Genomic DNA, 26,062 nt, shown 5'->3' on the forward strand with positions numbered 1-26,062 from the left:
GCACTCATTCCGGAGACGACCGCTGCTCAGTCGAAAGCTGTCGATTCCCTTCCCTTGCAAGGCAGTTCACGCCTGAATACGAACGTTGCGCGCACCACCCCTGCACCACCCATGTCATGTCACTCACGACACCTTGGGAGCAGCAGCATGTGCGAGGAGCATTCCGGGATCGGACGACGCGCCGTGTTCGTGACGGGAGCCGCCGCGGCGCTTACGTTGGGAAGCGTGAGCTTCGCGTCAGCGGCCGGCCGCAGCGAGGGCCGGGAGACGAGGACGGTACGGGGCACGCTGCCCACCGGCTCCCCCGACTTCGTCTACGTCCCCGTCGAAGTCCCCTCCGGCGTACACGAGATCAAGGTCGCGTACACCTACGACAGGCCGCCCGTGCCGGCCGGCACGGCGGGCAACGCCCTCGACATCGGCATCTTCGACGAGCGCGGCACCGAGCTGGGCGGCCAGGGCTTCCGGGGCTGGTCGGGCGGGGCCCGCACGGAGTTCTTCCTGCGCGCGGACGACGCGACACCGGGATACCTCCCCGGGCCGGTCCGGGAAGGCACCTGGCACATCGCGCTCGGCCCGTACACGGTCGCTCCGCAGGGCCTGTCGTACGAGATCACCATCACGCTGGCCTACGGCGAGCAGGGCGACGCGGTCGAGCCGGAGTACCCGCCCGCCCGTGCCAAGGGGCGGGGCCGGGCCTGGTACCGGGGCGACTGCCATCTGCACTCCTGGTACTCGGACGGCCGCCGCACCCCCGCCCAGATCGGGGCCCTCGCCCGGGCGGCGGGCCTGGACTTCATCAACACCTCGGAGCACAACACGCACGCCGCGCACGCGCACTGGGCGGACGTGGCCGGGGACGACCTGCTGGTGATGCTGGGCGAGGAGGTCACGACCCGCAACGGCCATGTGCTGGCGCTGGGCACCGAGCCCGGCACGTTCGTCGACTGGCGCTACCGGGCCCGCGACAACCGCTTCGGCCGCTTCGCCCGCCGGATCCGCCGGGCCGGCGGCCTGGTCGTGCCCGCCCACCCGCACGCCACCTGCATCGGCTGCAACTGGAAGTTCGGCTTCGGCGAGGCGGACGCGGTCGAGGTGTGGAACGGCCCCTACACCCCGGACGACGAGGTGGCGCTGCTGGACTGGGACGGGATGCTGGTGGCGTCCGTGCGGGAGGGCGGAGGGGACTGGATCCCGGCCATGGGCAACAGCGACGCGCACCGGGACCCCGACGTGGTCGGCCTGCCCCAGACGGTGGTCCTGGCCGACGACCTGACCCGGGAGGCCATCCAGGACGGGATCCGGGCGGGACGGTCGTACGTGGCCGAGTCGAGCAGGGTCTCCCTGTCGTTCAGGGCGAGCGGCGGCCGGGGCGAACACGCGGGCATCGGAGAACGTCTGAAGACCGATCGGGACACCCCGGTGACCGTCCGCCTGGAGGTGACGGGCGCCCCACGCTGCACGATCCGCTTCGTCACGGACCAGGGCGTGCTGTTCACCAGTGCCCCGCTGCCGGTCTCGGGCGAGGGCGCCGCCGAATGGCACACGACTCCCGCGTACGCGGCCTACGTACGGGCGGAGCTACGGCACGAGACGGCGGCGGGGCCGCTGCCGGGGGCGTTGGCGGCGTTCACGAATCCGATCTTCCTGGGGCGTTGAGCACGGCCTTCACCCGGCTGCCGCCAGGTCCGCCACCACCGCCATGTGGTCCGACGGCCACACCCCGTCCACGGGGCCGTCGCCCGCGCGGCGGACCGTGCGGACGTGGCCGAGGCCGCGCGGGCCGGGTGGGCCGACGTGGATGTAGTCGACGCGTACGGCCGGGCTGAAGCCGGCCCCGACATACGGGTTCGCCGGGTCCCAGGTCGCGGACGGTGCCGCCCGGTCGGCGTACTCCCAGGCGTCGAAGAAGACCTGGCCGGGCACGGCCGGTGCGGTCTTGTAGCCGCCGAAGAGGCGGATCTCGTCGGAGTCCGGCCAGGCGTTGAAGTCGCCCGTGACGACCGGGGGGAAGCCGGTGCCGCCCCGGTGTGCGGCGACGAACTCCGCGAGGGCGGTGACCTGTTGGCAGCGTACGGCCGAGGCGTCGGTGGCCGAGGTGAGATGCGTGGTGAAGAAGGGGACCTCGTGGGCGGGGGCGGCCAGCCGGGTGTACAGGGCCAGGCGTCCGTCGTCCAGTTCCTCGGGGGCAGGTAAGCGCAGTACGGCCCGGTCCACCACCGGCCACCGGCTCAGCACCGCGTTGCCGGCCTCGACGGACGGGTCCCCGATCCGGCGCTGCCAGCGCTCGGACGCCGGGGAGGGGGCCCACGCCCAGTGCAGGCCGAGTTCGCCCGCCAGCCACTCGGCGAGGTTCTCGCCGTCGGCCGACCACACCTCCTGGAGGCCGACGACATCCGGCTCCAGCTCCCGCAGGACGGCCAGCACGGCCTTCTGCCGTTCGGCCCAGGGGCCGAACCGCCACCACAGATTCCAGCTCACGACGCGCATCGCAGCCCCGCCCAGTGACTCGCCGCCAAGGTTGGGACCATTGAAGACCACCGTCACCGGCGCGGGGCCGGAGACGGGAGACAAGAGACGGGAGTCTCAGTGACCGCGCCGCGCCACTCCGAGTCCAAGTACCGGGCCGTCACGGCCGTCCAGCGCCGCCTCAACCCGGTGCTGCGCAGACTCCCCTTCCAGACCGTCCTGGAGACCACCGGCCGCTCCTCGGGCCTGCCCCGGCGGACCCCGGTGGGCGGCCGGCGGATCGGCGGGGCCTTCTGGCTGGTGTCCGAGTTTGGGGAGCGGTCGCAGTACGTGCGCAACATCAAGGCCGACCCGAGGGTCCGCGTACGCATCGGGGGCCGCTGGCACACCGGGACCGCTCATCTCCTGCCGGAGGACGACGCCGTCGCCCGTCTGCGGAGCCTGCCGCTGCTCAACAGTGCCGCGGTACGGGCGATAGGGTCCGGGCTGCTGACCGTGCGCGTGGATCTCGATGTCTGAGGCTCTGACCGTCACCCGGGCCACACGATCGCCTGCACCTCGCTGTAGGCGTGCAGCGCGTACGAGCCGACGTCCCGGCCGACCCCGCTCTGCTTGAACCCCCCGAACGGCGCCTCCATGTTGCGGCCGACGGTGTTGATCCCGACCCCGCCGGCCCGCAGCCGCCGTGCCACGCGGAAGGCGCGGGCCACGTCGCCCGACCAGACGTAGTCGATCAGGCCGTAGTCGCTGTCGTTGGCGACGGCGATCCCCTCGTCCTCGTCGTCGAAGGGGACGACGACCACGACCGGACCGAAGATCTCCTCCCGGGCGACGCGCATGTCGTTGGTGCAGTCCGCGAGGAGGGTCGGGCCGACGTAAAAACCCCGGTCGTACGGCGGCCGTTCACCGCCGGCCGCCACCGTCGCCCCCTCCTTGCGGCCGAGTTCGACGTACGACTCCACCCGGTCCCGGTGCGCGGCCGAGATGACCGGCCCGACCGCGGTGTCCGGCTCCCGTGGATCGCCCACCTTCAACCGGCCCGCATACGCGGCGAGTTGGTCCACCAGTCGGTCGTACACCCCGCGCTGTGCCAGCACCCGGGTCGGCGCCGTGCAGATCTGCCCGCTGTAGAAGGAGAAGGTGGTGCCGATCCCCGCCACGGCCGACCCGAGGTCCGCGTCGTCGAAGACGACGGCCGCGCCCTTGCCGCCCAGCTCCATCAACTGCCGCTTCATCGCCCGCCCGCACACCTCGGCGATGCGCTGCCCGACCGCCGTTGAGCCGGTGAAACTGACCATGTCGACGTCGGGCGAGTCCACGGCCGCCTCACCGACCTCGACCGACCGGCCGGAGACCACGTTCACGACCCCGGCGGGCGCCCCGGCCTCCTCCAGCGCCTCGGCCATCCGGTAGACGGACAGCGGGTCCTGCGGGGCCGGCTTCACGACCACGGTGTTGCCCATCGCGAGCGCCGGCGCGATCTTTCCGGCCGGGTTCGCCCAGGGGTTGTTGTACGAGGTGATGCAGGTGACGACCCCGACGGGCTGCCGCACGGCCAGCGCGCCCATCACACCCGCCCGCCCCATGGGTCCCGCCTCGTTGATCTGCGGAGGGATCGCCCACTCCGCGGGCTCCACGCGCGCGTACCGCCGGAAACGGGCCGCGGCCACCCCCACCTGCATCCCGCGTGCCGTCCCGGTCGTCGCGCCGGTCTCCGCCTGCGCCAGCTCCGCGTACGGCACCGTGCGCTCGCGGATGATCCCCGCCGCCCTGGCCAGAACCGCCGCCCGCTCCTCGGCGGGCCTGCGCGACCACGGCCCGAAGGCCTCACGGGCCGCGGCACAGGCCGCGTGCACCTGATCCCGCGAGGCCTCCGGCGCCCACCCGACGGTCTCCTCGGTCGCCGGGTCGACGACCTCGTAGTGACCGCCGTCCGGCTCCACCCACGCGCCATCGACGAACAACCTGGCCACCGGGTACTGCCCGGTCACCGGGTGCTCACCGTCCGGGTGTCCCGCCCGGAGCGCAGCACCCGCCCCGGCACCCGCCCGGTCACCACGTCGTCCCGGATCGTCTCGACCCCGTTGACCCACACGGCCCGCACGCCGATCGCCCTGGAGTCCAGCCGCGGACTGTCACCCGGCAGGTCGTGCACCAGGGTGGCCGTGCCCGCGTCGATCCGTTCCGGGTCGAAGAGGACCAGGTCCGCATGGAACCCCTCCCGCACCCGCCCCCGCTCGCGCAGACCGAACAGCCGCGCCGGGTCGTCCGTGAGCATCTTCACGGCCTGCTCGAGGCCGGCCAGCTTCCGGCCGCGCAGACAGTCGCCGAGGAAGCGGGTGGTGTACGGCGCCCCGCACATGCGGTCCAGATGCGCGCCCGCGTCGGAGCCGCCGAGCAGCACGTCCTCGTGCTGCCAGGTCTCGGCCCGCAGCGCCCAGGACGCGGGGTCGTTGTCGGTCGGCATCGGCCACAGCACCGTACGCAGCTCGTCCGCCGCGCAGATCTCCACCAGGCAGGTGAAGGGGTCCGTGCCCCGCTCGGCCGCGATGTCGTTGACCACCCGTCCGCTCAGGCCCCGGTTCGCCTCGCTGTAGGTGTCGCCGATGACGTACCGCCCGAAGTGCGCCAGCCGCCGGAAGACGCCCGCCTCCTTGGAGTCGGCGCGCCGCAGCATCTCCGCCCGCACGCCGGGGTCCCGCAGCCGCGCGATCCGCTCCGGCACCGGAAGGCCCAGGATGGGCCCCCACCCGGGGATCAGGTTCAGCGCGCAGAAGGTGCCCAGGGACATGTTCATCGGCGTGAGGATCGGCATGGTCAGCGCCACCACCCGGCCGCCGGCCTTCCGCGCGCGCTCACTGGCCTCCAGCTGCCGGGGCACCCGCTCGGGCACGGCCGCGTCGACGGTCAGGACGTTCCAGTTCAGGGGCCGCCCCGCCGCCGCGCTCATCTCCACGAACAGATCGATCTCGGCGTCGCTGAACTGATCGAGGCAGCCCGCGACGATCGCCTCGATCTGTGTGCCCTCGTGCTCGCCCACGGCCTTGGCGAGGGCGAGCAGCTCCGCGGGCCGGGCATGCCGGGAGGCGACCGGCTGCCCGTCGCCGTCGGAGTGGGTGGACGACTGGGTGGTGGAGAAACCCCAGGCACCGGCGTCCATGGCCTCATCGAAGAGCCGCAGCATGGCGGCAAGCTGCTCCTCGGTCGGCTGCCCGCCCACCGCGTCCGGCCCCATCACATACCGCCGCAACGCGCAATGCCCCACCATGAAACCGGCGTTGACGGCGATCCGCCCTTGGAGAGCGTCCAGATACTCCCCGAACGCGTTCCAGTTCCAGGGAGCCCCCTCCTCCAGGGCAACCAGCGACATGCCTTCGACCTTGGACATCATGCGCCGGGTGTAGTCGGCATCCTCGGGCCGGTCCGGGTTCAGCGGCGCGAGCGTGAACCCGCAGTTCCCGGCCGCGACCGTGGTCACCCCGTGGTTCAGGGAGGGCGTGGCGTACGGGTCCCAGAACAGCTGGGCGTCGTAGTGCGTGTGAGGGTCGACGAATCCGGGGGCGAGGACGAGCCCGGCGGCGTCTTCGACGGTTCGGGACTCTTCGGTGACCGTGCCGATCGCGGCTATCCGTCCATCCCGTATCCCCACGTCGGCGGTGCGGGCCGGCGCGCCCGTCCCATCGACGAGGGTCGCGCCTTTGATGACGTGATCGAGCATGGAGCTTGCCTCCTTGAACTACGGTGCGGTGAGCGCCCCTTCAGGGGCGCGGGGCTGTATCGATGTGCGGCTCCGCCGCGTGGGCGCGACCAGCCACACTCGACCCGCACCCGCCAACGGCGATCACGCGCTCCGCCGGAACCGCGTAGTCCGATGCACAGGATCCGTATCGATCTTCGGAATCACGTGCTCCCCGATCAGCCGAATCGTCCGCAGCGTCTCCTCCTTCGGCACCCCCACCGGCAGCCCGAAGCTCAACTGATCCGCACCGGCCTGCTCCCACCGCTTGCACTGCGTGAGCACTTCCTCCGGATCCCCGCAGATGAGCAGTTCCTCCTCGATCAACAGCTCCACGAACTCCGGCGTGTACTCGGGCAATGTCTCCGGCCACACCGGGAACCCCTCGGGACGAGGAAACGTGTCGTGGTACCGGAACACCAGCGAGGGCAGATAGTGCAGCCCGCCGTTCACCGCGATCTCGATCGCCTCGGCGTGCGTGGGCGCACAGATCGCCGTCGTCGTCACCATCACGTTGTCGTTGACGAAGTCCCCCACCGGCTCGGCGTCCACGACCGCGTTCTTGTACTGCTCCAGCACCCACTCCATGTCGGAGACCTTCTGGACGCTGAACCCCAGCACTCCGAGGCCCTTCTTCGCGGCCATCGCGTACGAGGGCGGCGACCCCGCCGCGTACCACATCGCGGGGTGCGACCTCCCGTACGGCTTCGGCAGGACCTTCCGCGGCGGCAGCTGCCAGTGCTTGCCCTGGAAGCCGGCGTACTCGTCCTGGAGCCACATCTTGGGGAACTCGGCGATGGTCTCTTCCCAGATCTCCTTGGTGTGGTTCATGTCGGTGATCCCGGGGAGGAAGCCGAGGATCTCGTGCGAGCCGGCCCCGCGCCCGCTGCCGAACTCGAAGCGGTTGCCGGTGAGATGGTCGAGCATGGCGACCTTCTCGGCGACCTTCACCGGGTGGTTGACCTGGGCGAGCGGGTTGAAGATCCCGGAGCCGAGATGGATCCGCTCGGTCGCGTGCGCCAGATAGCCGAGGAAGACGTCGTTGGCGGAGAGGTGCGAGTACTCCTCCAGGAAGTGGTGCTCGGACGCCCAGGCGTACTTGAAGCCGGACCGGTCCGCCTGGATGACGTACTCGGTCTCCTCCATCAGCGCCTTGTGCTCGGCCAGCGGGTCGGTCTCGGCGCGCTTGCCGACGTATCCCTGTACAAAGAGTCCGAATTCCAAGGCGGGTCACCCTCCCTGCTTTCCTGACGCATCGTCAGATCGTCTGCCGCCAGACTGTCGCACTGCCCGCATCCACCGTCAATAGCTGACGGCCAGTCAGATGGCGATTCAGATGACCGACACCCCCGCCAGCCATCCCCCGTCGATCACGAACGGCTGCCCGGTGATGTAGGAGGAGTCGTCGGACGTCAGGAACAGCGCGAGCCGGGCCACCTCCTCCGGCTTGCCGATCCGCCCGAGCGGCACGAGCTTCCGATACAGCTCGTCCAGTGCCCTGCTCGTCTCCTCCACGTCCGCCGTCGGGTCCAGCTGAGCCGGGTTGGACATCGCGGTGTCGACGGCGCCCGGGCACATGGCGTTGACGCGGATGCCCCGGTGCGCGAGCTCCAGCGCGGCGACCCGGGTGAGGCCGAGGATGGCGTGTTTGGTGGCGGCGTACGTGCCGACGGCCGCCATGCCGGTCACCGCCGTGTAGGAGGCGGTGTTGACGATCGTGCCGCCGTCCTCCAGCACCGGGGCGACGGTCTTGATGCCGAGGAAGCAGCCGACCTGATTGACGCGTACGACCTGCATGAACTCGTCGAGGGGCGTGTCGACCAGGGAGTTGAAGCGCAGGATGCCCGCGTTGTTGACCAGGCCGTCGATCCGGCCGAACGCGTCCTTGACGGTGCTCACGGCGGACCGCCACTGATCCTCCTCGCCGACGTCCAGGTGGACGTACCGCGCGCCCAGCTCCTTCGCGAGGGCCGCGCCCTGCTCGTCGAGAACATCGGCGACCACCACCTCGGCACCCTCCGCCCGGAACAGACGGGCCTCCTGCTCCCCCTGCCCGCGCGCCGCCCCGGTGACCACGACGACGCGTCCGTCCAGCTTGCCCATGCCGTTCTCCTCAGAGGTCGGTGGCCACGTCGGCGCCGAACGCGGCCATCTGGTCGGTGAGTTCCGCACGGCTCCGGCTGCGGAACCGCACCTGGATCTGGTCCACGCCCATCGCGCGGTACGCCCGCAGCGACTCGGCGAGGGCGTCGGGCGGGCCGGTGATCGTCCGCCGCCCGACGGGCCACCGCGGGGTGCCGATGTACAGCGGCTCGGTGATGGCGCCGATGGTCAGCGGGCCCTCGACACCGGCCTCGGCCCGCAGTCGCCTGATGTGCTCGATCTGTGCGGGCAGCAGGTCGCGCGGGTCGCCCTGCGGCAGCCAGCCGTCGCCCTTGAGGGCGGCCCGGCGTACGGCGGCGGGCGAGGAGCCGCCCACCCAGAGGGGGATGCGCTCCTGGGCGGGGCGGGGCCGCTGGCCCAGGCCCTCGAAGTCGTAGAACTTGCCGTGGTGTTCGGGGAACTCCTCGGGGCCGAGGGCGGCACGCAGTGCGTCGAGGCACTCGTCGAGCACGGCCCCTCGGTGCCGGAAGTCGACGCCGAGCGCCGCGAACTCCTCGGGTACGTGCCCGGCACCCACGCCGAGGATCAGGCGGCCCCCGCTCAGATGGTCGACGGTCGCGTACTGCTTGGCCGTGAGCAGGGGGTGGCGCAGGCCGACGACGGCGACATGGCTGAGCAGCCGGACGCGTTCGGTGACGGCCGCGAGGTGGGCGAGGGTGGCGACCGGGTCGTACCAGACGGTGCTCATCGCGGGGGCGAGCCGGCGCGGGACGCCGACGTGGTCGCAGCACGCGACGTAGGCGAAGCCCGCGCGGTCGGCGGTGCGGGCGATCTCGACGAGGTCGGCGGGGCCGGCGCCGGCCTCCCAGGGTTCGGCGTAGATCGTGGACTGGGACTGGACGGGCAGCTGGATGCCGTACTCGATCCCCGTGCTCACTGCGCACCGCCGCCGGGCCACAGCCCGTCCGCCGTCAGCCCCAGCAGGTCGATGGCGTTGCCGCGTACGATCCGCTCCACGACGTCCGCGTCCAGATGCCCCATCTGTGCCTCCCCGACCTCGCGCGACTTCGGCCAGGTGGAGTCGGAGTGGGGATAGTCGGTCTCGTAGAGGACGTTGCCGACGCCGATGGCGTCGAGATTGCGCAGCCCGAAGGCGTCGTCGAAGAAACAGCCGTGGACATGCTCGGCGAACAGTTCGGACGGCGGCCGGTGGACCTTGTCGGCGACGCCGCCCCAGCCGCGGTTCTCCTCCCAGACCACGTCGGCGCGTTCGAGGATGTAGGGGATCCAGCCGATCTGCCCCTCCGCATACATGACCTTGAGGTTCGGGAAACGCTCGAACTTGCCGCTCATCAGCCAGTCCACCATCGAGAAGCAGCAGTTGGCGAAGGTGATGGTGGAGCCGACGGCGGGTGGGGCGTCGGCGGAGGTGGAGGGCATACGGCTCGACGACCCGATGTGCATGGCGACGACCGTGCCCGTCTCGTCGCAGGCGGCGAGGAAGGGGTCCCAGTCGTCGGTGTGGACGGAGGGGAGTCCCAGGTGCGGGGGTATCTCGGAGAAGGCGACGGCGCGCACGCCGCGGGCCGCGTTGCGGCGTACCTCCCGGGCCGCCAGCTCGGCGTCCCACAGCGGGATGAGGGTGAGAGGGATGAGCCGGCCCCCGGCGTCGGGCCCGCACCACTCCTCCACCATCCAGTCGTTGTAGGCCTGGACGCACAGCAGACCGAGGTCGTGGTCCTTCGCCTCGGTGAAGGTCTGGCCGCAGAAGCGGGGGAAGGTCGGGAAGCACAGGGCCGACTGGACATGGTTGACGTCCATGTCGGCGAGGCGCTGCGGGACGTCGTGGGAGCCCGGCCGCATCTGCTGGTAGGTGATGACTTCGAGCTTGATCTCGTCCCTGCTGTAGCCGACGGCGGTGTCGAGGCGGGTGAGGGGGCGGTGGAGGTCCTCGTAGACCCACCAGTCGCCGAGGGGCCCGTCGTCGCCCTCCTTGCCCATGACGGGCTTGAACCGGCCGCCGAGGAAGGACATTTCCTTCAGCGGGGCACGGACGATACGGGGGCCGGTGTCCAGGTACTTCTTCGGGAGACGGTCCTGCCAGACGTTGCCCGGCTCCACCGTGTGGTCGTCGACTGAGATAATCAGGGGAAAGCTGCTGGCGGTGCTGGCGTCGGTGTTCATGGCGCTCACGGTAGCGCCGATCTGACGGGTCGTCAGCTACGCGAACGGGACGAGCACCGGGCCGGCGGCGCGGGCCCCGGCTCGTACGTGTGGTAAGGGCGAATGAAGATCCTGTGAATCCCGCGCGCCTGCTTGTGATCACGCCCTCCACAGCTGACGCGTCTGCCGCGAACAAGGCAGACTGGCGGGGTTGCTCACTGTTTCGAGGGGGACGGCGATGGACGGTGTACCGCAGGTGCCCGAGGTGCCGCGCGTACCGGAGCAGAGGCGTCCGGACTCCTTCGCGGGGTCGGCGGCTCTGCGCTTCAGCGTGCTCGGACCGGTGCGGGCCTGGCGCGGCGAGGAGCCGCTGGCCACCGGATCTCCCCAGCAACGGGCCCTGCTCGCCGCGCTTCTGCTGCGTGAGGGCCGCACGGCGACCGCGGGCGAACTGATCGACGCCCTGTGGGCCGATGAGCCCCCGTCCCAGGCACTGGCCGCGCTGCGGACATACGCCTCACGGCTGCGGAAGGTGCTGGACCCCGGGGTCCTCGTGAGCGAGTCGGGCGGCTACGCGATCCGAGCTCTCGGCGAGGGTGCGCTGGACCTGGCGGTGGCTCAGGAACTGGCGGCCGGGGCGGAGAAGGCGAAGAACGCCGGGAACCTGTGCCACGCCCGGGAGATCCTGGGCCGGGCACTGGCCCTGTGGGACGGCGAGGCCCTGGCCGGCGTGCCGGGCCCGTACGCGGAGGCGCAGCGCGTCCGCCTGGAGGAGTGGCGGCTGCAACTCCTGGAATCCCGCCTGGACATGGACCTGGAACAGGGCTGTCACGCCGAGGCGGTCTCGGAACTCACCGCCCTCACCGCCGCGCACCCCCTGCGGGAGCGCCTGCGTGAACTGCTGATGCTGGCGCTCTACCGCAGCGGCCGGCAGGCGGAGGCACTGGCGGTGTACGCCGACACCCGCCGGCTCCTGGCCGACGAACTGGGCGTCGACCCGCGCCCGGGCCTGAGCGAACTCCAGCAGCGCATCCTCCAGGCGGACCCGGGCCTCGCCGAGCCGTCCGCCCCGCATGCCGAACCCGTCACGGCACCGGTCCGCCCCGCCCAACTCCCGGCGACGGTCCCGGACTTCACCGGACGCGCGTCCTTCGTGGCCGAGCTCGGCGAGGTCCTGGCCTCGGCCGAGGGCCGGGTGATGGCGGTGTCGGCGCTGGCCGGAATCGGCGGCGTCGGCAAGACGACCCTCGCGGTCCATGTGGCCCACCGGGCCCGGGGAGGCTTCCCGGACGGCCAGTTGTACGCGAACCTCCAGGGCGAGGGCGCCCGGGCGGCCGAACCGGAGACGGTCCTGGGCTCCTTCCTGCGCGCCCTCGGCACACCGGACTCGGCGATCCCCGACTCGCTGGAGGAACGGGCCGCCCTGTACCGCTCGGTCCTGGACGGCCGCCGCGTCCTGGTCCTGCTGGACAACGCACGCGACGCGGCCCAGGTACGCCCCCTGCTGCCGGGCACCGAGGGCTGCGCGACGCTGGTGACCTCCCGGGTGCGGATGGTGGACCTGGCCGGGGCGCACCTCGTCGACCTGGACGTCATGTCGCCCGACGAGGCACTGTCCCTGTTCACGAAGATCGTGGGCGAGGAACGGGTCGCCTCGGAGCGGGAGGCGGCGCTGGACGTGGTGGCGGCGTGCGGCTTCCTCCCCCTGGCGATCCGTATCGCGGCCTCCCGTCTCGCGGCCCGCCGCACCTGGACGGTGTCGGTGCTGGCCGCCAAGCTGGCGGACGAACGACGCCGTCTGGACGAACTCCAGGCGGGCGACCTGGCCGTCAAGGCGACCTTCGAGCTGGGGTACGGCCAGCTGGAGCCCTCCCAGGCACGGGCGTTCCGCCTGCTGGGCCTCGCCGACGGCCCCGACATCTCCCTGGCGGCGGCAGCGGCCGTACTGAACCTGCCCCCGGACGACACCGAGGACCTGCTGGAGTGCCTGGTCGACACGTCGCTGCTGGAATCCGCGGCCCCCGGCCGCTACCGCTTCCACGACCTGGTGCGCCTCTACGCGCGTGCCTGCGCGGAACGGGACGAGTGGCTGCCGGGCGAGCGCGAGGCGGCGCTGTCCCGGCTCCTGGACTTCTACCTGGCCACCGCGGCGGGGGTGTACGCGATCGAGCGGCCGGGAGACCGGCTGGTGGATCACCTCGCGGCGTCCGAGTACCCCGGGCTGACGTTCGCGGAGCGCCACGCGGCCCGGGACTGGCTGTACACCGAGGCGAACTGCCTGCTGGCGTGCGCGCGGCAGTCCGCCGCCGGGGCCGGGACGCTGCGGCGGGCCATCGACCTGCTGTGGGCGGCACTGGACCTGTCGGAGTCGGGGGCCAACCCCAGGGAGTACGAGGCCACGGCCGAGGCGCTGCTCCAGTCGGCTCGGCGCATCGACGCACCGCAGGTCGAAGCGCGCGCCCTGATGACCCTGGCGCACGCGCACGTCGACGGCGGCCGGTTCGACAAGGCGGACCAGGAAGCCGAGCAGGTGATACGTCTCGCCCGTGAGGCCGACGACCTCCTGCCGGCCGGCTGGGCCCGCAACGCCCGGGGCATCATCGCGCTCTACCAGAGCCGCAACGCGGACGGTGAGGAGCACCTCTCCCGGGCCATCGAGCACTTCCGGACCCTCGGGGACCGCCCGGGCGAGGCCAGCGCACTGTGCAACCTCTCCCGCATCCATCTGGCGACCGGGCGGACCCGGAGCGCGGTGGCGCTGGCCCAGCAGGGGATGGAGATCTACGACGCGATGGGCAACTCCATGCGGGGCGCCAACGGCCGCTACGCCCTGGGGATGGCCCTGACCCAGAGCGGGCAGCTCGCCTCCGCGACCGACAGGCTCGTCGAGGCGCTGGAGGTCTTCCGCGAGAGCCGCCAGCGGCTGTGGGAAGGCATGGCCCTGTTCCGGCTGGCGGAAGTGGACATCGCCGCACGGCGCTTCGCGCAGGCCGCCGCCAACGCCGAGATGGCGCTCACCGTGCTGCGCGGCATCGGGGGCGAGTGGCGGCGCGGCAACGTCCTCACCGTGCTCGGCCATGCCCTCACGGGCATCGCGCAACTGGACCGGGCCCAGGTCTGCTGGCGGGAGGCCCTGCGTATCTACGAGGACATGGGCTCGCCCGAAGCGTCGGACGTGCGCGCGCTGCTGTCCCCCGTGCAGACGGTCTGACACAGGCTCTGAGGCCGGGCCGCAGCGTTCATCATTCGTTTATCGGCGCACGCCATTCTTCATTCAGTCGATCCGTCGCGTCGGGGGGCAGACGGGTCGCCACAGAGGGCCTCGCACTGACGAACTAGGGTGAGCGGCCCAGGAAGGCCCGTCCGGACGCACTCGGGGGAGTGGCTGGGCGGGCCTTGCCGACCTACTGACGAACACATCAAGTGGAGCCAGGACATGAGCGACGAGCCGGTCATAAAGCCGCAGGACATGCACGCGACGGGGGCGACGGACACCAAGGCCGCGGCCGCCGACACCCGGTCCACGGACGGCGAAGCGACCACCCAGGACATGCACGCCACCGACGAGCCCATCACGACGAAGGACATGCACGCCACGTCGGAGCCCTTCAGGCCGAAGAAGTAGGGCTCCTCACAAGGGGATTCGGCCGCGGCGGCGCGGAGGGGAGCCGCCGCGGCCGAGGCGTCCGCCACGCAGCGCCCTGAAGGGGCGCGGGGAACTGCGCGACCAGCCACGATGGCACCGCAGACGGCCGACGACACATCGCGGCACTTCCAGCGGAGCGCTCAGCGGGCCGCCCGCCCCCTCAGCTCGCCCTTCACCACCTTGCCGCTCGCGTTCCGGGGCAGTTCCTCCACGAACTCCACCGCGCGCGGCACCTTGTAGTTGGCCATCTCCCTGCGCGCCCAGGCCATGAGGTCGTCCGCCGTCAGGACGGCGCCCGCGCGCCGTACCACGTATGCCCTGCCCACCTCGCCGAGCCGCGCGTCCGGGATGCCGATCACCGCGACGTCCGCCACATCCGGGTGCAGGCCGAGGAGTTGCTCTATCTCCGCCGGGTACGCGTTGAAGCCGCCGACGATGAACATGTCCTTGATGCGGTCGGTGATGCGCAGATTGCCCTCGCCGTCCAGCACACCGACATCGCCCGTCCTCAGCCAGCCGTCGTCCCCGAGCACCTCCGCCGTGGCCGCCTCGTCCTCGTAGTAGCCGCGCATGACGTTGAAGCCGCGGACCAGGATCTCGCCGGGTGCGCCCGGGCCCAGCGGCGCGCCCTGCGCGTCCACGACCCTCACCTCCGTCCCGGGGATCGCCCGGCCGGACGTCGACGCGATCACGGACGGTTCGTCGCCGCGGCGGCACATCGTGACGATGCCGCTCGCCTCCGAGAGGCCGTACGCCGTCAGCACCGTCTCCACGCCCAGTTCACCGCGCAGGCGTTCCACGAGGCGCAGCGGAACCACCGCCGCGCCGGTCACCACCAGGCGCAGCGCCGACAGGTCGTGGGCGTCGCGGGCCGGGTGGTCCAGCAGCGACTGGTGCAGGGTCGGCGGACCCGGCAGCACGGAAACCCGTTCCGCGGCGATGTTCGCCAGGACCGTGTCGACGTCGAACACCGGCTGAGGGATCATCGTCGCGCCCCTCATCAGACAGGCGACCACGCCGGCCTTGTAGCCGAAGGTGTGGAAGAAGGGGTTCACGATCAGATAGCGGTCGCCGGGGGCCAGGCCCGCGAGGTCGCTCCACACCTCGTACGCCCGCAGTGTCTGCGCATGGGTGATCACCGCACCCTTGGGGCGGCCCGTCGTGCCGGAGGTGAAGATGATGTCCGAGGGCATGCCCCCGTCGAGCAGCGACACCCGCGCCCGTACCTCCGCGTCACCGACGCCCTCTCCCCCGGCCAGGAAGTCCTTCCAGGCCAGGAAGTCGGCGGGTGCGTCGTCCGACAGGACGACCACGTCCCGCAGCGCCGGCAGCCCGGGCAGGGGCCCGTCGCCGGTCCCCTCTCCCGCCGCCCGCCGCAGCGACGCCACGTACGAGGTCCCGAGGAACGTGCCCGTGACGAACAGCAACCGCGCCCCGCTGCGCCGCAGGACGTACGCCGCTTCACCGCCCTTGAACCGTGTGTTCAGCGGAACGAGCACCGCCCCGGCCGACACCGCACCGAGCGCCGCGACGATCCAGTCCAGCGAGTTGGGCGCCCAGATGCCCACCCGGTCGCCGGGCCGCACCCCGCGGGCGATGCAGGCGCCCGCCGCGCGTTCCACCCGCGCTCCCAGTTCGGCGTACGAGATCCGGGTACGGCCCTCGACGACCGCCTCCACGTCCGCGTGCTGTCGGGCCGCCGACCGGACCAGGCCCGCAAGGGTGCCCCACTCCATGTCTCCGCGCACGACCAGCCCCTCCCCATGCAGTAGCTGACTACCCGTCAGATTAGCTGTAGCCTGACGACCTGTCAGCTGCGCGCCGAGGCAGAGCCCGGCGCACTACGGCATCACGCGCGCCACCCTGCGGAACCCGCGGAGGTATACCCAGCATGGCCGGACTCAAGGACGCCACCGCCATCGTCGGCATCGGCCAGACCCCCTTCGCCCGGCAACTCCCCGAGGACGAGAGGACGCTCGCCTGCCGGGCCGTGCTCGCCGCGCTCGACGACGCCGGGATCGCGCCGGGCGAGGTCGACGCCCTCGCCTCCTACACCATGGAGGAGACCGACGAGGTCGAGCTCGCCAAGGCCGTCGGCTTCGGCGACCTCACCTTCTTCAGCAAGGTCGGGTACGGCGGGGGCGGCTCCTGCGCCACGGTCGCCCATCTCGCCGCCGCGATCGCCGCCGGGCAGGCGACGGTGGGGGTCGCCTGGAGGTCGCGCAAGCGGGGCAGCGGGCCCCGGCCGTGGACCAGCACCGCCGTCCAGCTGCCCACTCCGGCCCAGTGGACCCGCCCCTTCGGGCTGCTGCGGCCGGCGGACGAGATCGCCATGCTCGCGCGCCGCTACATGCACGAGTACGGCGCCACCCGCGACCACCTCTTCAACGTCGCCCTCGCCTCCCGCAACCGGGCCAACCAGAACCCCGCCGCGATCATGTACGACCGCCCGCTGACCCGCGAGATGTACATGACCTCCCGCTGGATCAGCGAACCCCTCTGCCTCTTCGACAACTGCTTGGAGACGGACGGGGCATTGGCCTGCGTGGTCGTCTCACGGGAGCGCGCCCGGGACTGCCGCCGCCCGCCCGTGTACGTCCACTCCGCTGCCCAGGGGCTCCCGGCCCAGCACCACGGCATGGTCAACTACTGGAACGACGATCCCCTCACCGGACCCTCCTGGACCGCCGCCCGGCATCTGTGGAAGCACGCCGACTTCATCCCCCAGGATGTGGACGTCGCCCAGATCTACGACGCGTTCACCCCGCTCATACCGCTGTCCCTGGAGGGGTACGGCTTCTGCGGGCGAGGGGAGGGCGGGGCGTTCACCGAGGGCGGCGCCCTGGAGATCGGCGGGCGGCTGCCCGTCAACACGGGCGGGGGTGGGCTCTCCGAGGCGTATGTCCACGGCTTCAACCTGATCACCGAGGGCGTGAAGCAACTGCGCGGGACCAGCACCGCCCAGGTCCCGGGCGCCTCGACCTGCCTGGTCACCGCAGGCGAGGGAGTTCCCACGTCCGCGCTGCTGCTGAGGAGTTGAGATGCTCTCCCCCGTCATCGACCCCGAAGGCGCCGCCTTCTGGCGGTACGCCGCCGAGGGCGAACTCCGCGTCCAGGCCTGCGCCGCGTGCGGCGAGGTCCGCTTCCCGCCCCGGCCCTGCTGCCCCCACTGCCGGTCCTTCGGCAGCGAGTGGCGCATCACCTCGGGGCGCGGTCGTATCTGGTCGTACGTCGTTCCCCACCCGCCGCTCCTGCCGGAGTACGCGGAGCAGGCGCCGTACCACGTCGTGCTGGTCGAGCTCGCCGACGCTCCCCGGATACGGGTCGTCGGGAATCTGGTGACGGAAGCAGGTGCACCACTCGGCTCCGTGCCGCCCGAGCGTGTCCGCATCGGTGCCAGGGTGCAGGTCGTCTTCACCGGGGCCGGGCTGCCCCAGTGGATTCTGGAGCGGTCATGAGCGTGCTTCTCACCGCCGACAAGGACTCCGGTGTCGCCGTCATCACCCTCGACCGGCCGGATCGGCTCAACGCCATCGACCTGGGAATGCGTGACGAACTCGTCGAGCTCTGGCGGGAGTTGCGGTTCGACGACTCCGTACGAGCCGTCGTTCTGACCGGCGCCGGGGAGCGGGCGTTCTGCACGGGGCTCGACCGGGACGCCGTGGTGCCGCAGCCGAACTCGCCGTACATGACGGACGATCCGCTGCTGCGGGTCGGGCCCAAGGCCAACGACCTGTGGAAGCCCGTCGTCGCCGCCGTGTGCGGGATGGCCTGCGGGGGCGCCTTTTACCTCCTCGGGGAGTCGGAGTTCGTCGTCGCCGACCCGACGGCCGTCTTCTTCGACCCGCACACCACCTACGGCATGGTCAGCGCGTACGAGTCGGTGCTGATGGCGCAGCGGATGCCGTTCGGGGAGGTCGCGCGGATGATGCTGATGGGGACGGCCGAGCGGATCGGCGCCCGTCGGGCCCATGAGTTCGGGCTGGTCTGCGAAGTCACGGAGCCGGGCGGGGCGTTGGCGGCGGCGGTCGCCTGCGCCACGGTGATCGCCGGGTACCCGGCCGAGGGGGTTCAGGGAACCGTGCGGGCCCTGTGGTCCGCCAAGGAGGCGTCCGTCGCGCAGGGGTTCGCGCAGGCGCCGCCTCTGATCTCGCTGGGGAACCTGCCCCCGGACCGCCAGGCCGAGTTGTTCGCCGGGCGGCGGTCCGGGGAGTTCCGGGTCAGATGACGGCGGCGTTCCTCAACTCACCGGCTCGGCGTCCGAGTCGGTCTGGCAGTGGTCGATCCGGGCGAGCAGACCGATGTCGTCCACGTCCACGTTCACCCTGGTCGAGTTGTTCGCCGGGACGTACGCCTGCATGCTCCGCCGGGCGACCGTGTCGGCCTGCTCGTCCACGAAGGTGACGTCGAAGGAGAACGTGCCGGCGGTGGCGTTCGGGTTGGTGACCGTGACCGTCGCGTACGGGGTCTTCTCGGTCGCGCAGCTGATCAGCCGGACCTCGGCGCTCTGCAGCACCGTCGTCGGCGTGGCGTCGGATCCGCCCGACCCGCCGCCACTTCCGCTGGAGTCGTCGTCATCGTCGTAGTCGCGATGGCCGCCCGACGAACTGCCGTGGTCCTGGCTGGAGCTGCTGCAGCCGCCGCCGTCACCGTCGCTGCTCTTGTGGCCGTGGCCACGACTCGTGGAGAAACCGGTCAGTGCGAGGACCACCAACGCCGTGACCGCTGTGAACCTGAGACTGCGCCCCCGTAGATGCATGCCCTCAGGCTAGGGACCGCCTGTCACGATCATGTCACTGTGAATCGACCAGTGTGTGGAGATCACAGGCGTGGCGGTCACCGGGCGGCCCGGAGGGCCCCCCTACGCCGTCCTGGCCGTCCCGGTCCCCTTCTCCGCGTCCAGGGCGTAGACGCAGCGGTCCTTGCTACACGCGTACACGACCCCGTCCTTGACGACCGGGGAGCCGGTGATCTCGCCGCCGGTGGCGAGCTTCCATCTCAGACGGCCGTCGTCGGCCTTGAGGGTGTACAGCAGATGGTCCGTGGAGCCGAAGTGGATACGGCCCTCCGCGACCGCGGGGGCGCCCACGACGTCGCCGCCCGCCTGGAAGCGCCACTTCGGGGTGCCGGTGACCGCGTCCAGGGTGTAGAGGCCCTTGCCGCTGCCCACGTGCACATGGCCCGCCGCCACCAGCACGGGCTCCGTCGACGCCCGGGACTCGGTGGCGATGCGCCAGCGGTCGCGGCCGTCGGTGGCGTCCAGGGCGTACACGGTGCCGAGGTAGTCGGCCAGGTAGACGCCGCCGCCGGTCACCGCGGGGCCGGGCACGAAGGCCGGCGGGCACAGGAAGACCGCGGGCGCCTCGAAGTGCCAGCGGACATGGCCGCTCGCCACATCGACGGCCAGGATCCGGGTGCCGGCGGACACGTACACGTAGCCGTCCTGCGCGGGCGCCACCCGGACCGGCACCCCGCCGCAGGAGGCCGCGTCGCCGATCGGGTACGACCAGCGCTCGTCGCCGCTGCGGGCGTCCAGGGCGCGCAGCCGGGCGTCCTGCCAGACGTACACGGTGCCGTCGTGGAGGGTGGGTCCGGCCTCGGGGGACTCGAAGTCGCTCTGGGCGCCGGTGATCTCCCACAGCTTGTGTCCGTTGGAGGCCTCCCAGGCCTGGACGCCGCCGCCGCGGGTGCCGGTGACCACCGTCCCCCGGTCGGCCTGCAGCGAGTACACCCAGGCATCCGTGGACAGCCGCCACAGGTCGCCGCCCTCGCGGGCCTCCAGGGCGAACAGCGTGGGTCCGTCGGAGGCGTGGATACGGCCGTCCGCGACCGCCATCGACCAGGCCACGTCCCGCGTCTTGAAGCGGCGCCGGCCGGTGGCCACGTCCAGGGCGTGGACCTCGAAGGACGTGACGTAGACGAGGTCGTCGGCGACCGACGGGGTGCCCCACACGTCGTTCGACATACGGAACCGCCACGGGCGCCAGCCGGCCGCGGTCTCCGGGGGCGCCGCGGGCACCGGTACGACCGGGTCGGCACCGTTGACGCCGGGGCGGGGCTTGGACCAGGAGGCCGCCAGGCCGGCCTCCGGCGGGGGTGCCTTCACGGCGGCCGCGCGGGCGTCGGCGACGCGCGGACCGGGCCCGATCGGCACCTGGGCGCCCGCCAGCCGCACGGGGCCGGTGTCGGGGGCGCCCACGGGCACGGGCGGGGCGGACACGGCGGCCGGGACGACAGGGTCGTGCGGGGGCGGGGGCGGCAGCGCCGGCCGGCCGCCTGCGCTGCGGCCGCCGCCGTGCGCGGGCTTCGCCGCCGGACGGCCGCCGCGGCGCGACTCGATCAGGCCCACCGCGCGCTCGGGCAGCCACGCCGACGCCGTACCGCTGTCGTCGGAGCCGGAGCCGAAGAGGTGGGGGGCCAGCTGGGCCTGGAGGTCGGCCGGGTTCGGGCGGGCCGTGGCGTCCATCTGCATACAGGACTCGATGAGCGGCCGGAGCTCGTCCGGCAGGCCCTCCAGGTCGGGGCCCTCGCGCAGCAGCATGAACACGGTCTCGACGGGGTTCGCCCCGTGGAAGGGGGCGTGTCCGGTGGCGGCGAAGACCAGCATGGAGCCGAGCGAGAACACATCGCTCGCGCCCGTCACGCTCCGTGAGTCCTTGGCCTGCTCGGGGGACATGTAGGCGGGCGTACCGACGGCCACGTTCGTCATGGTCAAACGCGTGTTCGAGACGCCGGAGGCGATACCGAAGTCGATGACCCGCGGTCCGTCCTCGACCACCAGGACGTTGGAGGGCTTGAGGTCGCGGTGGACGAGCCCGGCACCGTGGATCGACTGGAGGGCCTCGGCCACGCCCGCGGCCAGCCAGCGCACGGCCTGGGCCGGCAGCGGCCCGCACTCGTTCACTATCTCCTCGAGGGAGGGCGCGGGGACGTACGCGGTGGCCAGCCACGGCACGGCGGCGCGCGGGTCGGCGTCGACCACGGCCGCCGTGTAGAAGCCGGAGACCGCCCGGGCCGCCTCCACCTCACGGGTGAAGCGCACGCGGAAGAGCTGGTCCTCGGCGAGCTCCGTGCGGACCGTCTTGATCGCCACGCGCCGGCCGGACGCCGAGCGCGCGAGATAGACCAGCCCCATGCCGCCGGCGCCCAGCCGTCCCAGCACCTCGAACGGCCCGATCCGCCGCGGATCGTGCTGCGTCAGCTGATCCACCACTTGCCTGCCACCTCCCCGTACGGGCCACGTCACCCACATATGTACGCGACCCCGTGCAGCGTCTCACCACCGCCCCGGCAATGGCGGCACGCACCCCGATTCTTCCTGTCCGCGGCACTGGTTGCGAACCCGCGGAAATATCGGGGTGTCTCTTTACATCTCCGTACATCTGAGGACATAAAGCGTCCGTTCAGGGCTCCAGCAGCGCGAAGGACGCCCCCTGATTGTCGGAGACCACGGCCACCTTTCCGTACGAGGTGTCGAAGGGCGGCACCCGGACCCGCCCGCCGAGCCGGTTCACCGTCCCGAGTGCGGCCTCGCAGTCGTCGACACCGAAATGGACGAGGAGGTGCGGCGGCATCTCGGCCGCGAAGACCTCGGAGACGGGCGCGCGGCCGAAGTCGGGCTCGGCGTCCGGCCCGAACAGGGCGTCGTAGAAGAGCTCGCCGTAGAAGGTGTTGGCGGCCTCGGTGTCCCGGGCGTAGAGCTGGACCCAGGCGAAGCTGCCCGGCTCGTGCCGCCGGCCGAAGCCGGGATGACTCTCCGGCTGCCAGAGGGCGAAGACGGCGCCCTCGGGGTCGGTGGCCAGCGCGGCCGTGCCCAGGCCGCCGACCGGCGTCGGGGGGATGACGACCTGTCCGCCGGCGGCCCGGATCCGGCCGGCCAGCACCTTGGCGTCCGGAGTGGCGAAGTACACCGTCCAGACGGTGGGCATACGGCCGTCCGTCTTGTGTGCGAGCGCGGCGACGGGCTCGCCGTCCTTCAGCGCCCAGACGGTGGCCGTGTACGCCGCCGGCTGGTCCTCGAAGGTCCACCCGAAGAGCTCACCGTAGAACCGCCTGCCCGCCGCCAGGTCGGGAAGCTGGGCGTCGATCCAGCACGGGACGCCCTCTCCGTATGCGGATGCCCTGTTTTCGGCCATGCCGCCAACGTAACCGTGTCTCACGCGCCCCGCAGACCAGGCGCACCACCCTTTCCCCACCCGTGCACCCCATTTGCAGTCGGCCGAATCGCGCTCCGATCACCCCTCGGTAAGCTGACGGCATGACAGGACAAGTGCGTACCGTCGACGGCCGCGTGGCCGGCAGGCGTGGGCAGGCGACCCGGCAGAAGCTGCTCGACTGCCTCAGCGAGATGCTCAGCTCCTCCCCGTACCGGGACGTCAAAGTCATCGATGTCGCCCGGAAGGCGGGCACTTCGCCCGCCACCTTCTACCAGTACTTCCCGGACGTCGAAGGCGCCGTCCTGGAGATCGCCGAGCAAATGGCGGCCGAGGGCGCCGGGTTGACCGAGCTGCTGGAGGGCAGGTCGTGGGTCGGCAAGGCGGGCTGGCAGACCGCGCAGGAACTCGTGGACGGATTCCTGGAGTTCTGGCGCAAGAACGACGCCATCCTCAGGGTCGTCGACCTCGGTGCGGCCGAGGGCGACAAGCGGTTCTACAAGATCCGCATGAAGATCCTGAACTCCGTGAACAACTCCCTCGCGGACGCGGTCGCCGAACTCCAGGCCAAGGGCAGGGTCGACAAGGACGTGAACCCCGCCGCGGTCGCGGGTTCGCTGGTCGCGATGCTCGCGGCCGTGGCCTCGCACCAGAAGGGCTTCCAGACCTGGGGCGTCAAGCAGGCCGAACTCAAGCCGAATCTGGCGCTGTTGGTCCACCTGGGGGTGACCGGCAAGAAGCCGACCAAATAGACGCACATCGGCGACCCCACCGGGTCGCGCTCTTTCCCGGGTCCAAGTCCTGTCAGGCGGGCGGCTGTTCACCGAGGTGGACGGCCGCCTGCCGTCTGTGCGGGGAGGGGGCGGTCCTTGACGACGTGCTTCATCACGAGCGTGGAGGTCAGCCGCTGCACGCCCGGCAGCGAGGCGAGGCGTTCGTCGTACAGCCGCTGGTAGGCGCTGAGATCGGCGGCGACGACCCGCAGCAGATAGTCGGGCTCCCCGAACAGCCGCTGCGCCTCCAGCACCTCCTCCACCTCGCTCAGCGCCCGCTCGAACTCGGCGACCGTGTCCCGGTCCTCCTGCCGCATCGAGACGAAGACCAGCGCCTCGAAGTTCAGGCCGACGGCGGCCGGGTCGACGACCGCGCGATAGCCGCGCACGGCGCCGGAGCGCTCCAGCTCGCGCAGCCGCCGGTGACACGGCGAGACACTGAGCCGCACCCGCGCGGCCAGTTCGGTCACGGTCAGCCGCCCGTCCTGCTGAAGCTCGGAAAGAATCTTCCGGTCCATGTCATCCATGGGGTAGATCTTCCCCCGAAATCCACGATCATGAGCAAACTTAAGGAACACTTTCGGGCCATCCGCTCGTATTGTCCCCATCATGGACTCCGGAACCCTCCTCTCCTTCCTCGCGCTGGACCTGCTGCTGGTGTGCGTGCCGGGCGCCGACTGGGCGTACGCGATCTCGGCCGGGCTGCGCGACCGCTCGGCGGCCATCGCGGTGGCGGGCCTGGTCGCCGGCTATGCGCTGCACACGGTGCTGGCGGTGGCCGGTCTGGCGGTCCTGGTGGCGGGCTCACCGGGGCTGCTCACCGCGCTGACGGCGACGGGGGCGGCGTATCTGGTGTGGCTGGGATGGGGCGTGCTGCGCCGGCCGGGCACCCCGGGAGCGTCGGTCGACGCCGAGGAGACGGCACGGGCCCGGGTCTTCCTGCGCGGCGCCACGATCAGCGGCCTCAACCCCAAGGGCCTGCTGCTCTACTTCTCCCTCCTCCCGCAGTTCCTCGTCACCGGCGGCGCGCGGCTGCCGGTGGCCGCGCAGACCGCCGTCCTCGGGCTGCTCCACATGGCGTGCTGCGCCGCCGTCTATCTGACGGTGGGTGTCACGGCCCGCGCGGTCCTCGGCGCCCGCCCGGCCGCCGCCCTCGCGGTCGTCCGCACCTCGGGGGCGGCGATGCTCGGAATCGGCGCGTTCCTGCTGGTACAGCGGCTGGCAACGCTGTGAGGTCTACCGCGCCTGCTTCCGCAGGAGCCTGAAGACCCGGATCTCCCGCTCCACCCGGGCCTGATAGGTCGCATACGGCGGCCAGAACCCCAGCAGCGCCTTCCAGGCCGCCGCCCGCTCCTCGCCCTCCAGCAGCCGGGCCGTGACCGCGATGTCCTCGCCCTTCCAGCTGATCGAGACATCGGGACGGGCGAGGAGGTTGTGGGTCCAGGCGGGATGGCCGGTCCGCCCGAAGTTGGAGCCGACGAGAATCCAGCTCCGGCCGCCCTCCTCGGGCATGCAGGCGAGCGGTGTACGCCGTTCGAGGCCGCTGCGCGCGCCGGTCGAGGTCAGCACGACCCCCGGCAGCAGCTGCGCGCTGAGCAGCACTTTTCCGCGTGTGAGCCGGTGGACGGCCCGGTCCAGCGCCGGGATGACATACGGCGCCACCTTGGCGAAGCCGCGGGTCGAGGACACCTTCTGCACCATACGCACACCGACGGCCGTCACATCCGCACCTCCGTCGTCTCGAACAGCCCGGCCCCTTCGGCGGCGTGTGCCCGGAGCCGGTGGACCGGCCCGAACAGCAGCTCGTCGCCCGAGGCGCGCTTGAAGTACAGATGGGCCTCGTGCTCCCAGGTGAACCCGATGCCGCCGTGCAGCTGGATGCCCTCCGCGGAGGCATGGCGCAGCGCCTCCAGGGCCTGGGCGAGGGCGAGCCCGCCCACGCGCTCCGAGTCGGCGGCGGCCCAGGCCGCGTAGTAGGCGGCCGAGCGTGCGGCCTGCACCTGGACGTACACATCGGCCAGCCGGTGCTTGACGGCCTGGAAGGAGCCGACGGCCCGGCCGAACTGCTCGCGCTGCCGGACATACTCCACGGTCCGCTCCAGCGCCCGGTCCGCGGCCCCGACGGCCTCGCAGGCGAGCAGGGCGGCGGCGCCGTCACCGACCCGGGCGAGACCGTCCGGAACCTCCGCGCCCCCCTCGTCGCCCAGCAACTCGGCTGCGACGTCGCGGAGTTGGACGCGCGCCTGCGGTCGCGTCGCGTCCAGCGCGGTCTGCCGGGTCCCTACGACTCCCTCCGCGTCCCCGTGGACGAGGAAGAGCAAGGTCCGGGACCGGGCGAAGCCCCCGGCGTGGGCGGCGACCACGAGCAGCCCCGCGCTGTGCCCGTCGAGCACCTGGTCGGCCTGCCCGTACAGCCGCCAGCCGTCCCCGGCCTTCCGGGCCTGTACGCCGCCTGCCCGTCCTCCGCCGGCCCAGTCACCGCCGTTGGTGCCGGTCAGCGCGAGGGCGGTGGCGAGGGCCGCGCCGGGCACCGCGAGGGCGGCGGTGAGCCCGCCGGAGGCGATACGCGGCAGCAGCGCCGCCCGCTGGGCCGGTGTCCCCAGGGCGAGCAGCAGGGGGGCGGCGAGGCCGGCGGTGGCAAGCAGCGGCGAGGGGGCGAGGAACCGGCCCGTCTCCTCCGCGGCGAGGGCGAGCTCGGTGACGGAGCAGCCGACACCGCCGTATGCCTCGGGAAGCGCGAGTCCGGGCAGTCCGAGCCGCCCCGCGAGGGTGTCCCACAGGGCGGGGTCGTGCCCGGCGGGGCTGTCGACGGCGGCCCGTACCTGCTCCGCCGTGCCGCAGCGTTTGCCGAGGAGCTCGCGCAGGGTGCGGCGGATCTCGTCCTGCTCGGCGGTGAAGCCGGCGTCCATGGGGACCTCCTTCCAGATCTGACGGCCCGTCATGTTAGGGCGGGGAGGCCGGGATGCCCAGAGGTACGACACCTGCCGCCGGCGCTCCAATCTGATGTACCGTCAGATAT

The 26,062-nt window shown here is 71.9% G+C and carries 23 protein-coding genes; 9 read left to right on the forward strand and 14 right to left on the reverse strand.

Annotated features, from left to right (window positions below; genetic code table 11):
- The first annotated feature begins 147 nt into the window (after nucleotides 1-147).
- On the forward strand, nucleotides 148-1,659 hold the full coding sequence (locus F7R91_RS12795) for a CehA/McbA family metallohydrolase (RefSeq protein ID WP_150947742.1): 1,512 nt from the start codon (nucleotides 148-150) through the stop codon (nucleotides 1,657-1,659).
- 9 nt (nucleotides 1,660-1,668) lie between these two features.
- Here F7R91_RS12795 and F7R91_RS12800 read toward each other — a convergent pair whose 3' ends face one another.
- Complete coding sequence (locus tag F7R91_RS12800) at nucleotides 1,669-2,490, reverse strand: endonuclease/exonuclease/phosphatase family protein (RefSeq protein WP_150948054.1); 822 nt, start codon at nucleotides 2,488-2,490, stop codon at nucleotides 1,669-1,671.
- A gap of 99 nt (nucleotides 2,491-2,589) precedes the next feature.
- Between F7R91_RS12800 and F7R91_RS12805 the strand changes: the two genes are divergently transcribed.
- Nucleotides 2,590-2,988 (forward strand): nitroreductase/quinone reductase family protein, encoded by a 399-nt coding sequence (locus F7R91_RS12805; protein ID WP_150947744.1) that lies wholly within the window; start codon nucleotides 2,590-2,592, stop codon nucleotides 2,986-2,988.
- Nucleotides 2,989-2,999: 11 nt separating this feature from the next.
- Here the strand turns inward: F7R91_RS12805 and F7R91_RS12810 are convergent, their stop codons facing one another.
- The 6 genes from F7R91_RS12810 to F7R91_RS12835 all read right to left on the reverse strand — a co-directional run bounded on the left by F7R91_RS12810 (nucleotide 3,000) and on the right by F7R91_RS12835 (nucleotide 10,492).
- Nucleotides 3,000-4,460, reverse strand: a complete 1,461-nt coding sequence (locus F7R91_RS12810; protein WP_225320624.1) for an aldehyde dehydrogenase family protein — start codon at nucleotides 4,458-4,460, stop codon at nucleotides 3,000-3,002.
- Nucleotides 4,457-6,187, reverse strand: coding sequence for an N-acyl-D-amino-acid deacylase family protein (locus F7R91_RS12815; protein WP_150947746.1), 1,731 nt, complete (start codon nucleotides 6,185-6,187; stop codon nucleotides 4,457-4,459). The genes F7R91_RS12810 and F7R91_RS12815 overlap by 4 nt, the downstream gene beginning before the upstream one ends.
- A 123-nt stretch (nucleotides 6,188-6,310) precedes the next feature.
- Nucleotides 6,311-7,429, reverse strand: coding sequence for an LLM class flavin-dependent oxidoreductase (locus tag F7R91_RS12820; protein ID WP_150947748.1), 1,119 nt, complete (start codon nucleotides 7,427-7,429; stop codon nucleotides 6,311-6,313).
- A gap of 108 nt (nucleotides 7,430-7,537) precedes the next feature.
- Entirely contained in the window at nucleotides 7,538-8,308 is a 771-nt protein-coding gene (locus tag F7R91_RS12825; protein ID WP_150947750.1) for an SDR family NAD(P)-dependent oxidoreductase, read from the reverse strand.
- A 10-nt stretch (nucleotides 8,309-8,318) separates the two neighbouring features.
- Entirely contained in the window at nucleotides 8,319-9,233 is a 915-nt protein-coding gene (locus F7R91_RS12830) for an LLM class F420-dependent oxidoreductase (protein WP_150948058.1), read from the reverse strand.
- 8 nt (nucleotides 9,234-9,241) lie between these two features.
- Nucleotides 9,242-10,492, reverse strand: a complete 1,251-nt coding sequence (locus F7R91_RS12835; RefSeq protein ID WP_150947752.1) for an amidohydrolase family protein — start codon at nucleotides 10,490-10,492, stop codon at nucleotides 9,242-9,244.
- Nucleotides 10,493-10,709: 217 nt separating this feature from the next.
- Between F7R91_RS12835 and F7R91_RS12840 the strand changes: the two genes are divergently transcribed.
- The gene (locus tag F7R91_RS12840; protein ID WP_150947754.1) at nucleotides 10,710-13,682 is read left to right on the forward strand and encodes an AfsR/SARP family transcriptional regulator; all 2,973 of its coding nucleotides are present in this window, start codon (nucleotides 10,710-10,712) and stop codon (nucleotides 13,680-13,682) included.
- A 225-nt stretch (nucleotides 13,683-13,907) separates the two neighbouring features.
- A complete protein-coding gene (locus F7R91_RS12845) occupies nucleotides 13,908-14,096 on the forward strand; it encodes a hypothetical protein (protein WP_150947756.1) in 189 nt (62 codons plus the stop codon).
- Between the two features lie 161 nt (nucleotides 14,097-14,257).
- Here the strand turns inward: F7R91_RS12845 and F7R91_RS12850 are convergent, their stop codons facing one another.
- The gene (locus F7R91_RS12850; RefSeq protein WP_150948060.1) at nucleotides 14,258-15,853 is read right to left on the reverse strand and encodes a FadD3 family acyl-CoA ligase; all 1,596 of its coding nucleotides are present in this window, start codon (nucleotides 15,851-15,853) and stop codon (nucleotides 14,258-14,260) included.
- 155 nt (nucleotides 15,854-16,008) lie between these two features.
- Here F7R91_RS12850 and F7R91_RS12855 point away from each other — a divergent pair, with 155 nt between their 5' ends.
- Genes F7R91_RS12855 through F7R91_RS12865 form a run of 3 tightly spaced genes read left to right on the forward strand, consistent with a single transcriptional unit; the run spans nucleotide 16,009 to nucleotide 18,345 of the window.
- On the forward strand, nucleotides 16,009-17,157 hold the full coding sequence (locus F7R91_RS12855) for a lipid-transfer protein (protein ID WP_150947758.1): 1,149 nt from the start codon (nucleotides 16,009-16,011) through the stop codon (nucleotides 17,155-17,157).
- Nucleotide 17,158: 1 nt separating this feature from the next.
- Entirely contained in the window at nucleotides 17,159-17,575 is a 417-nt protein-coding gene (locus tag F7R91_RS12860; protein ID WP_150947760.1) for a Zn-ribbon domain-containing OB-fold protein, read from the forward strand.
- Nucleotides 17,572-18,345, forward strand: a complete 774-nt coding sequence (locus tag F7R91_RS12865) for an enoyl-CoA hydratase/isomerase family protein (RefSeq protein WP_150947762.1) — start codon at nucleotides 17,572-17,574, stop codon at nucleotides 18,343-18,345. Before F7R91_RS12860 ends, F7R91_RS12865 begins: the two co-directional genes overlap by 4 nt.
- A gap of 12 nt (nucleotides 18,346-18,357) precedes the next feature.
- On the opposite strand, the gene F7R91_RS12870 is transcribed toward F7R91_RS12865, so the two are convergent.
- The 3 genes from F7R91_RS12870 to F7R91_RS12880 all read right to left on the reverse strand — a co-directional run bounded on the left by F7R91_RS12870 (nucleotide 18,358) and on the right by F7R91_RS12880 (nucleotide 22,252).
- Nucleotides 18,358-18,876: a hypothetical protein gene (locus F7R91_RS12870; RefSeq protein ID WP_150947764.1), complete on the reverse strand. Its 519-nt coding sequence runs from the start codon at nucleotides 18,874-18,876 to the stop codon at nucleotides 18,358-18,360.
- A 102-nt stretch (nucleotides 18,877-18,978) separates the two neighbouring features.
- Complete coding sequence (locus tag F7R91_RS12875; RefSeq protein WP_150947766.1) at nucleotides 18,979-21,330, reverse strand: outer membrane protein assembly factor BamB family protein; 2,352 nt, start codon at nucleotides 21,328-21,330, stop codon at nucleotides 18,979-18,981.
- A 190-nt stretch (nucleotides 21,331-21,520) separates the two neighbouring features.
- Entirely contained in the window at nucleotides 21,521-22,252 is a 732-nt protein-coding gene (locus tag F7R91_RS12880; RefSeq protein ID WP_150947768.1) for a VOC family protein, read from the reverse strand.
- Between the two features lie 134 nt (nucleotides 22,253-22,386).
- Here F7R91_RS12880 and F7R91_RS12885 point away from each other — a divergent pair, with 134 nt between their 5' ends.
- Nucleotides 22,387-23,022, forward strand: coding sequence for a TetR family transcriptional regulator (locus F7R91_RS12885; protein ID WP_150948062.1), 636 nt, complete (start codon nucleotides 22,387-22,389; stop codon nucleotides 23,020-23,022).
- Nucleotides 23,023-23,090: 68 nt separating this feature from the next.
- Here the strand turns inward: F7R91_RS12885 and F7R91_RS12890 are convergent, their stop codons facing one another.
- Nucleotides 23,091-23,570, reverse strand: a complete 480-nt coding sequence (locus F7R91_RS12890) for an Lrp/AsnC family transcriptional regulator (RefSeq protein ID WP_150947771.1) — start codon at nucleotides 23,568-23,570, stop codon at nucleotides 23,091-23,093.
- 82 nt (nucleotides 23,571-23,652) lie between these two features.
- On the opposite strand from F7R91_RS12890, the gene F7R91_RS12895 reads away from it, so the two are divergent.
- Entirely contained in the window at nucleotides 23,653-24,276 is a 624-nt protein-coding gene (locus F7R91_RS12895; protein WP_150947773.1) for a LysE family translocator, read from the forward strand.
- A gap of 3 nt (nucleotides 24,277-24,279) precedes the next feature.
- Here the strand turns inward: F7R91_RS12895 and F7R91_RS12900 are convergent, their stop codons facing one another.
- Both F7R91_RS12900 and F7R91_RS12905 read right to left on the reverse strand, forming a co-directional pair.
- The gene (locus F7R91_RS12900; protein ID WP_150948064.1) at nucleotides 24,280-24,744 is read right to left on the reverse strand and encodes a nitroreductase family deazaflavin-dependent oxidoreductase; all 465 of its coding nucleotides are present in this window, start codon (nucleotides 24,742-24,744) and stop codon (nucleotides 24,280-24,282) included.
- A gap of 17 nt (nucleotides 24,745-24,761) precedes the next feature.
- Entirely contained in the window at nucleotides 24,762-25,952 is a 1,191-nt protein-coding gene (locus tag F7R91_RS12905; RefSeq protein ID WP_150947774.1) for an acyl-CoA dehydrogenase family protein, read from the reverse strand.
- Nucleotides 25,953-26,062: the final 110 nt, after the last annotated feature.

This window comes from Streptomyces luteolifulvus (assembly GCF_008806595.1).
GTDB classification, from domain to species: domain Bacteria; phylum Actinomycetota; class Actinomycetes; order Streptomycetales; family Streptomycetaceae; genus Streptomyces; species Streptomyces luteolifulvus.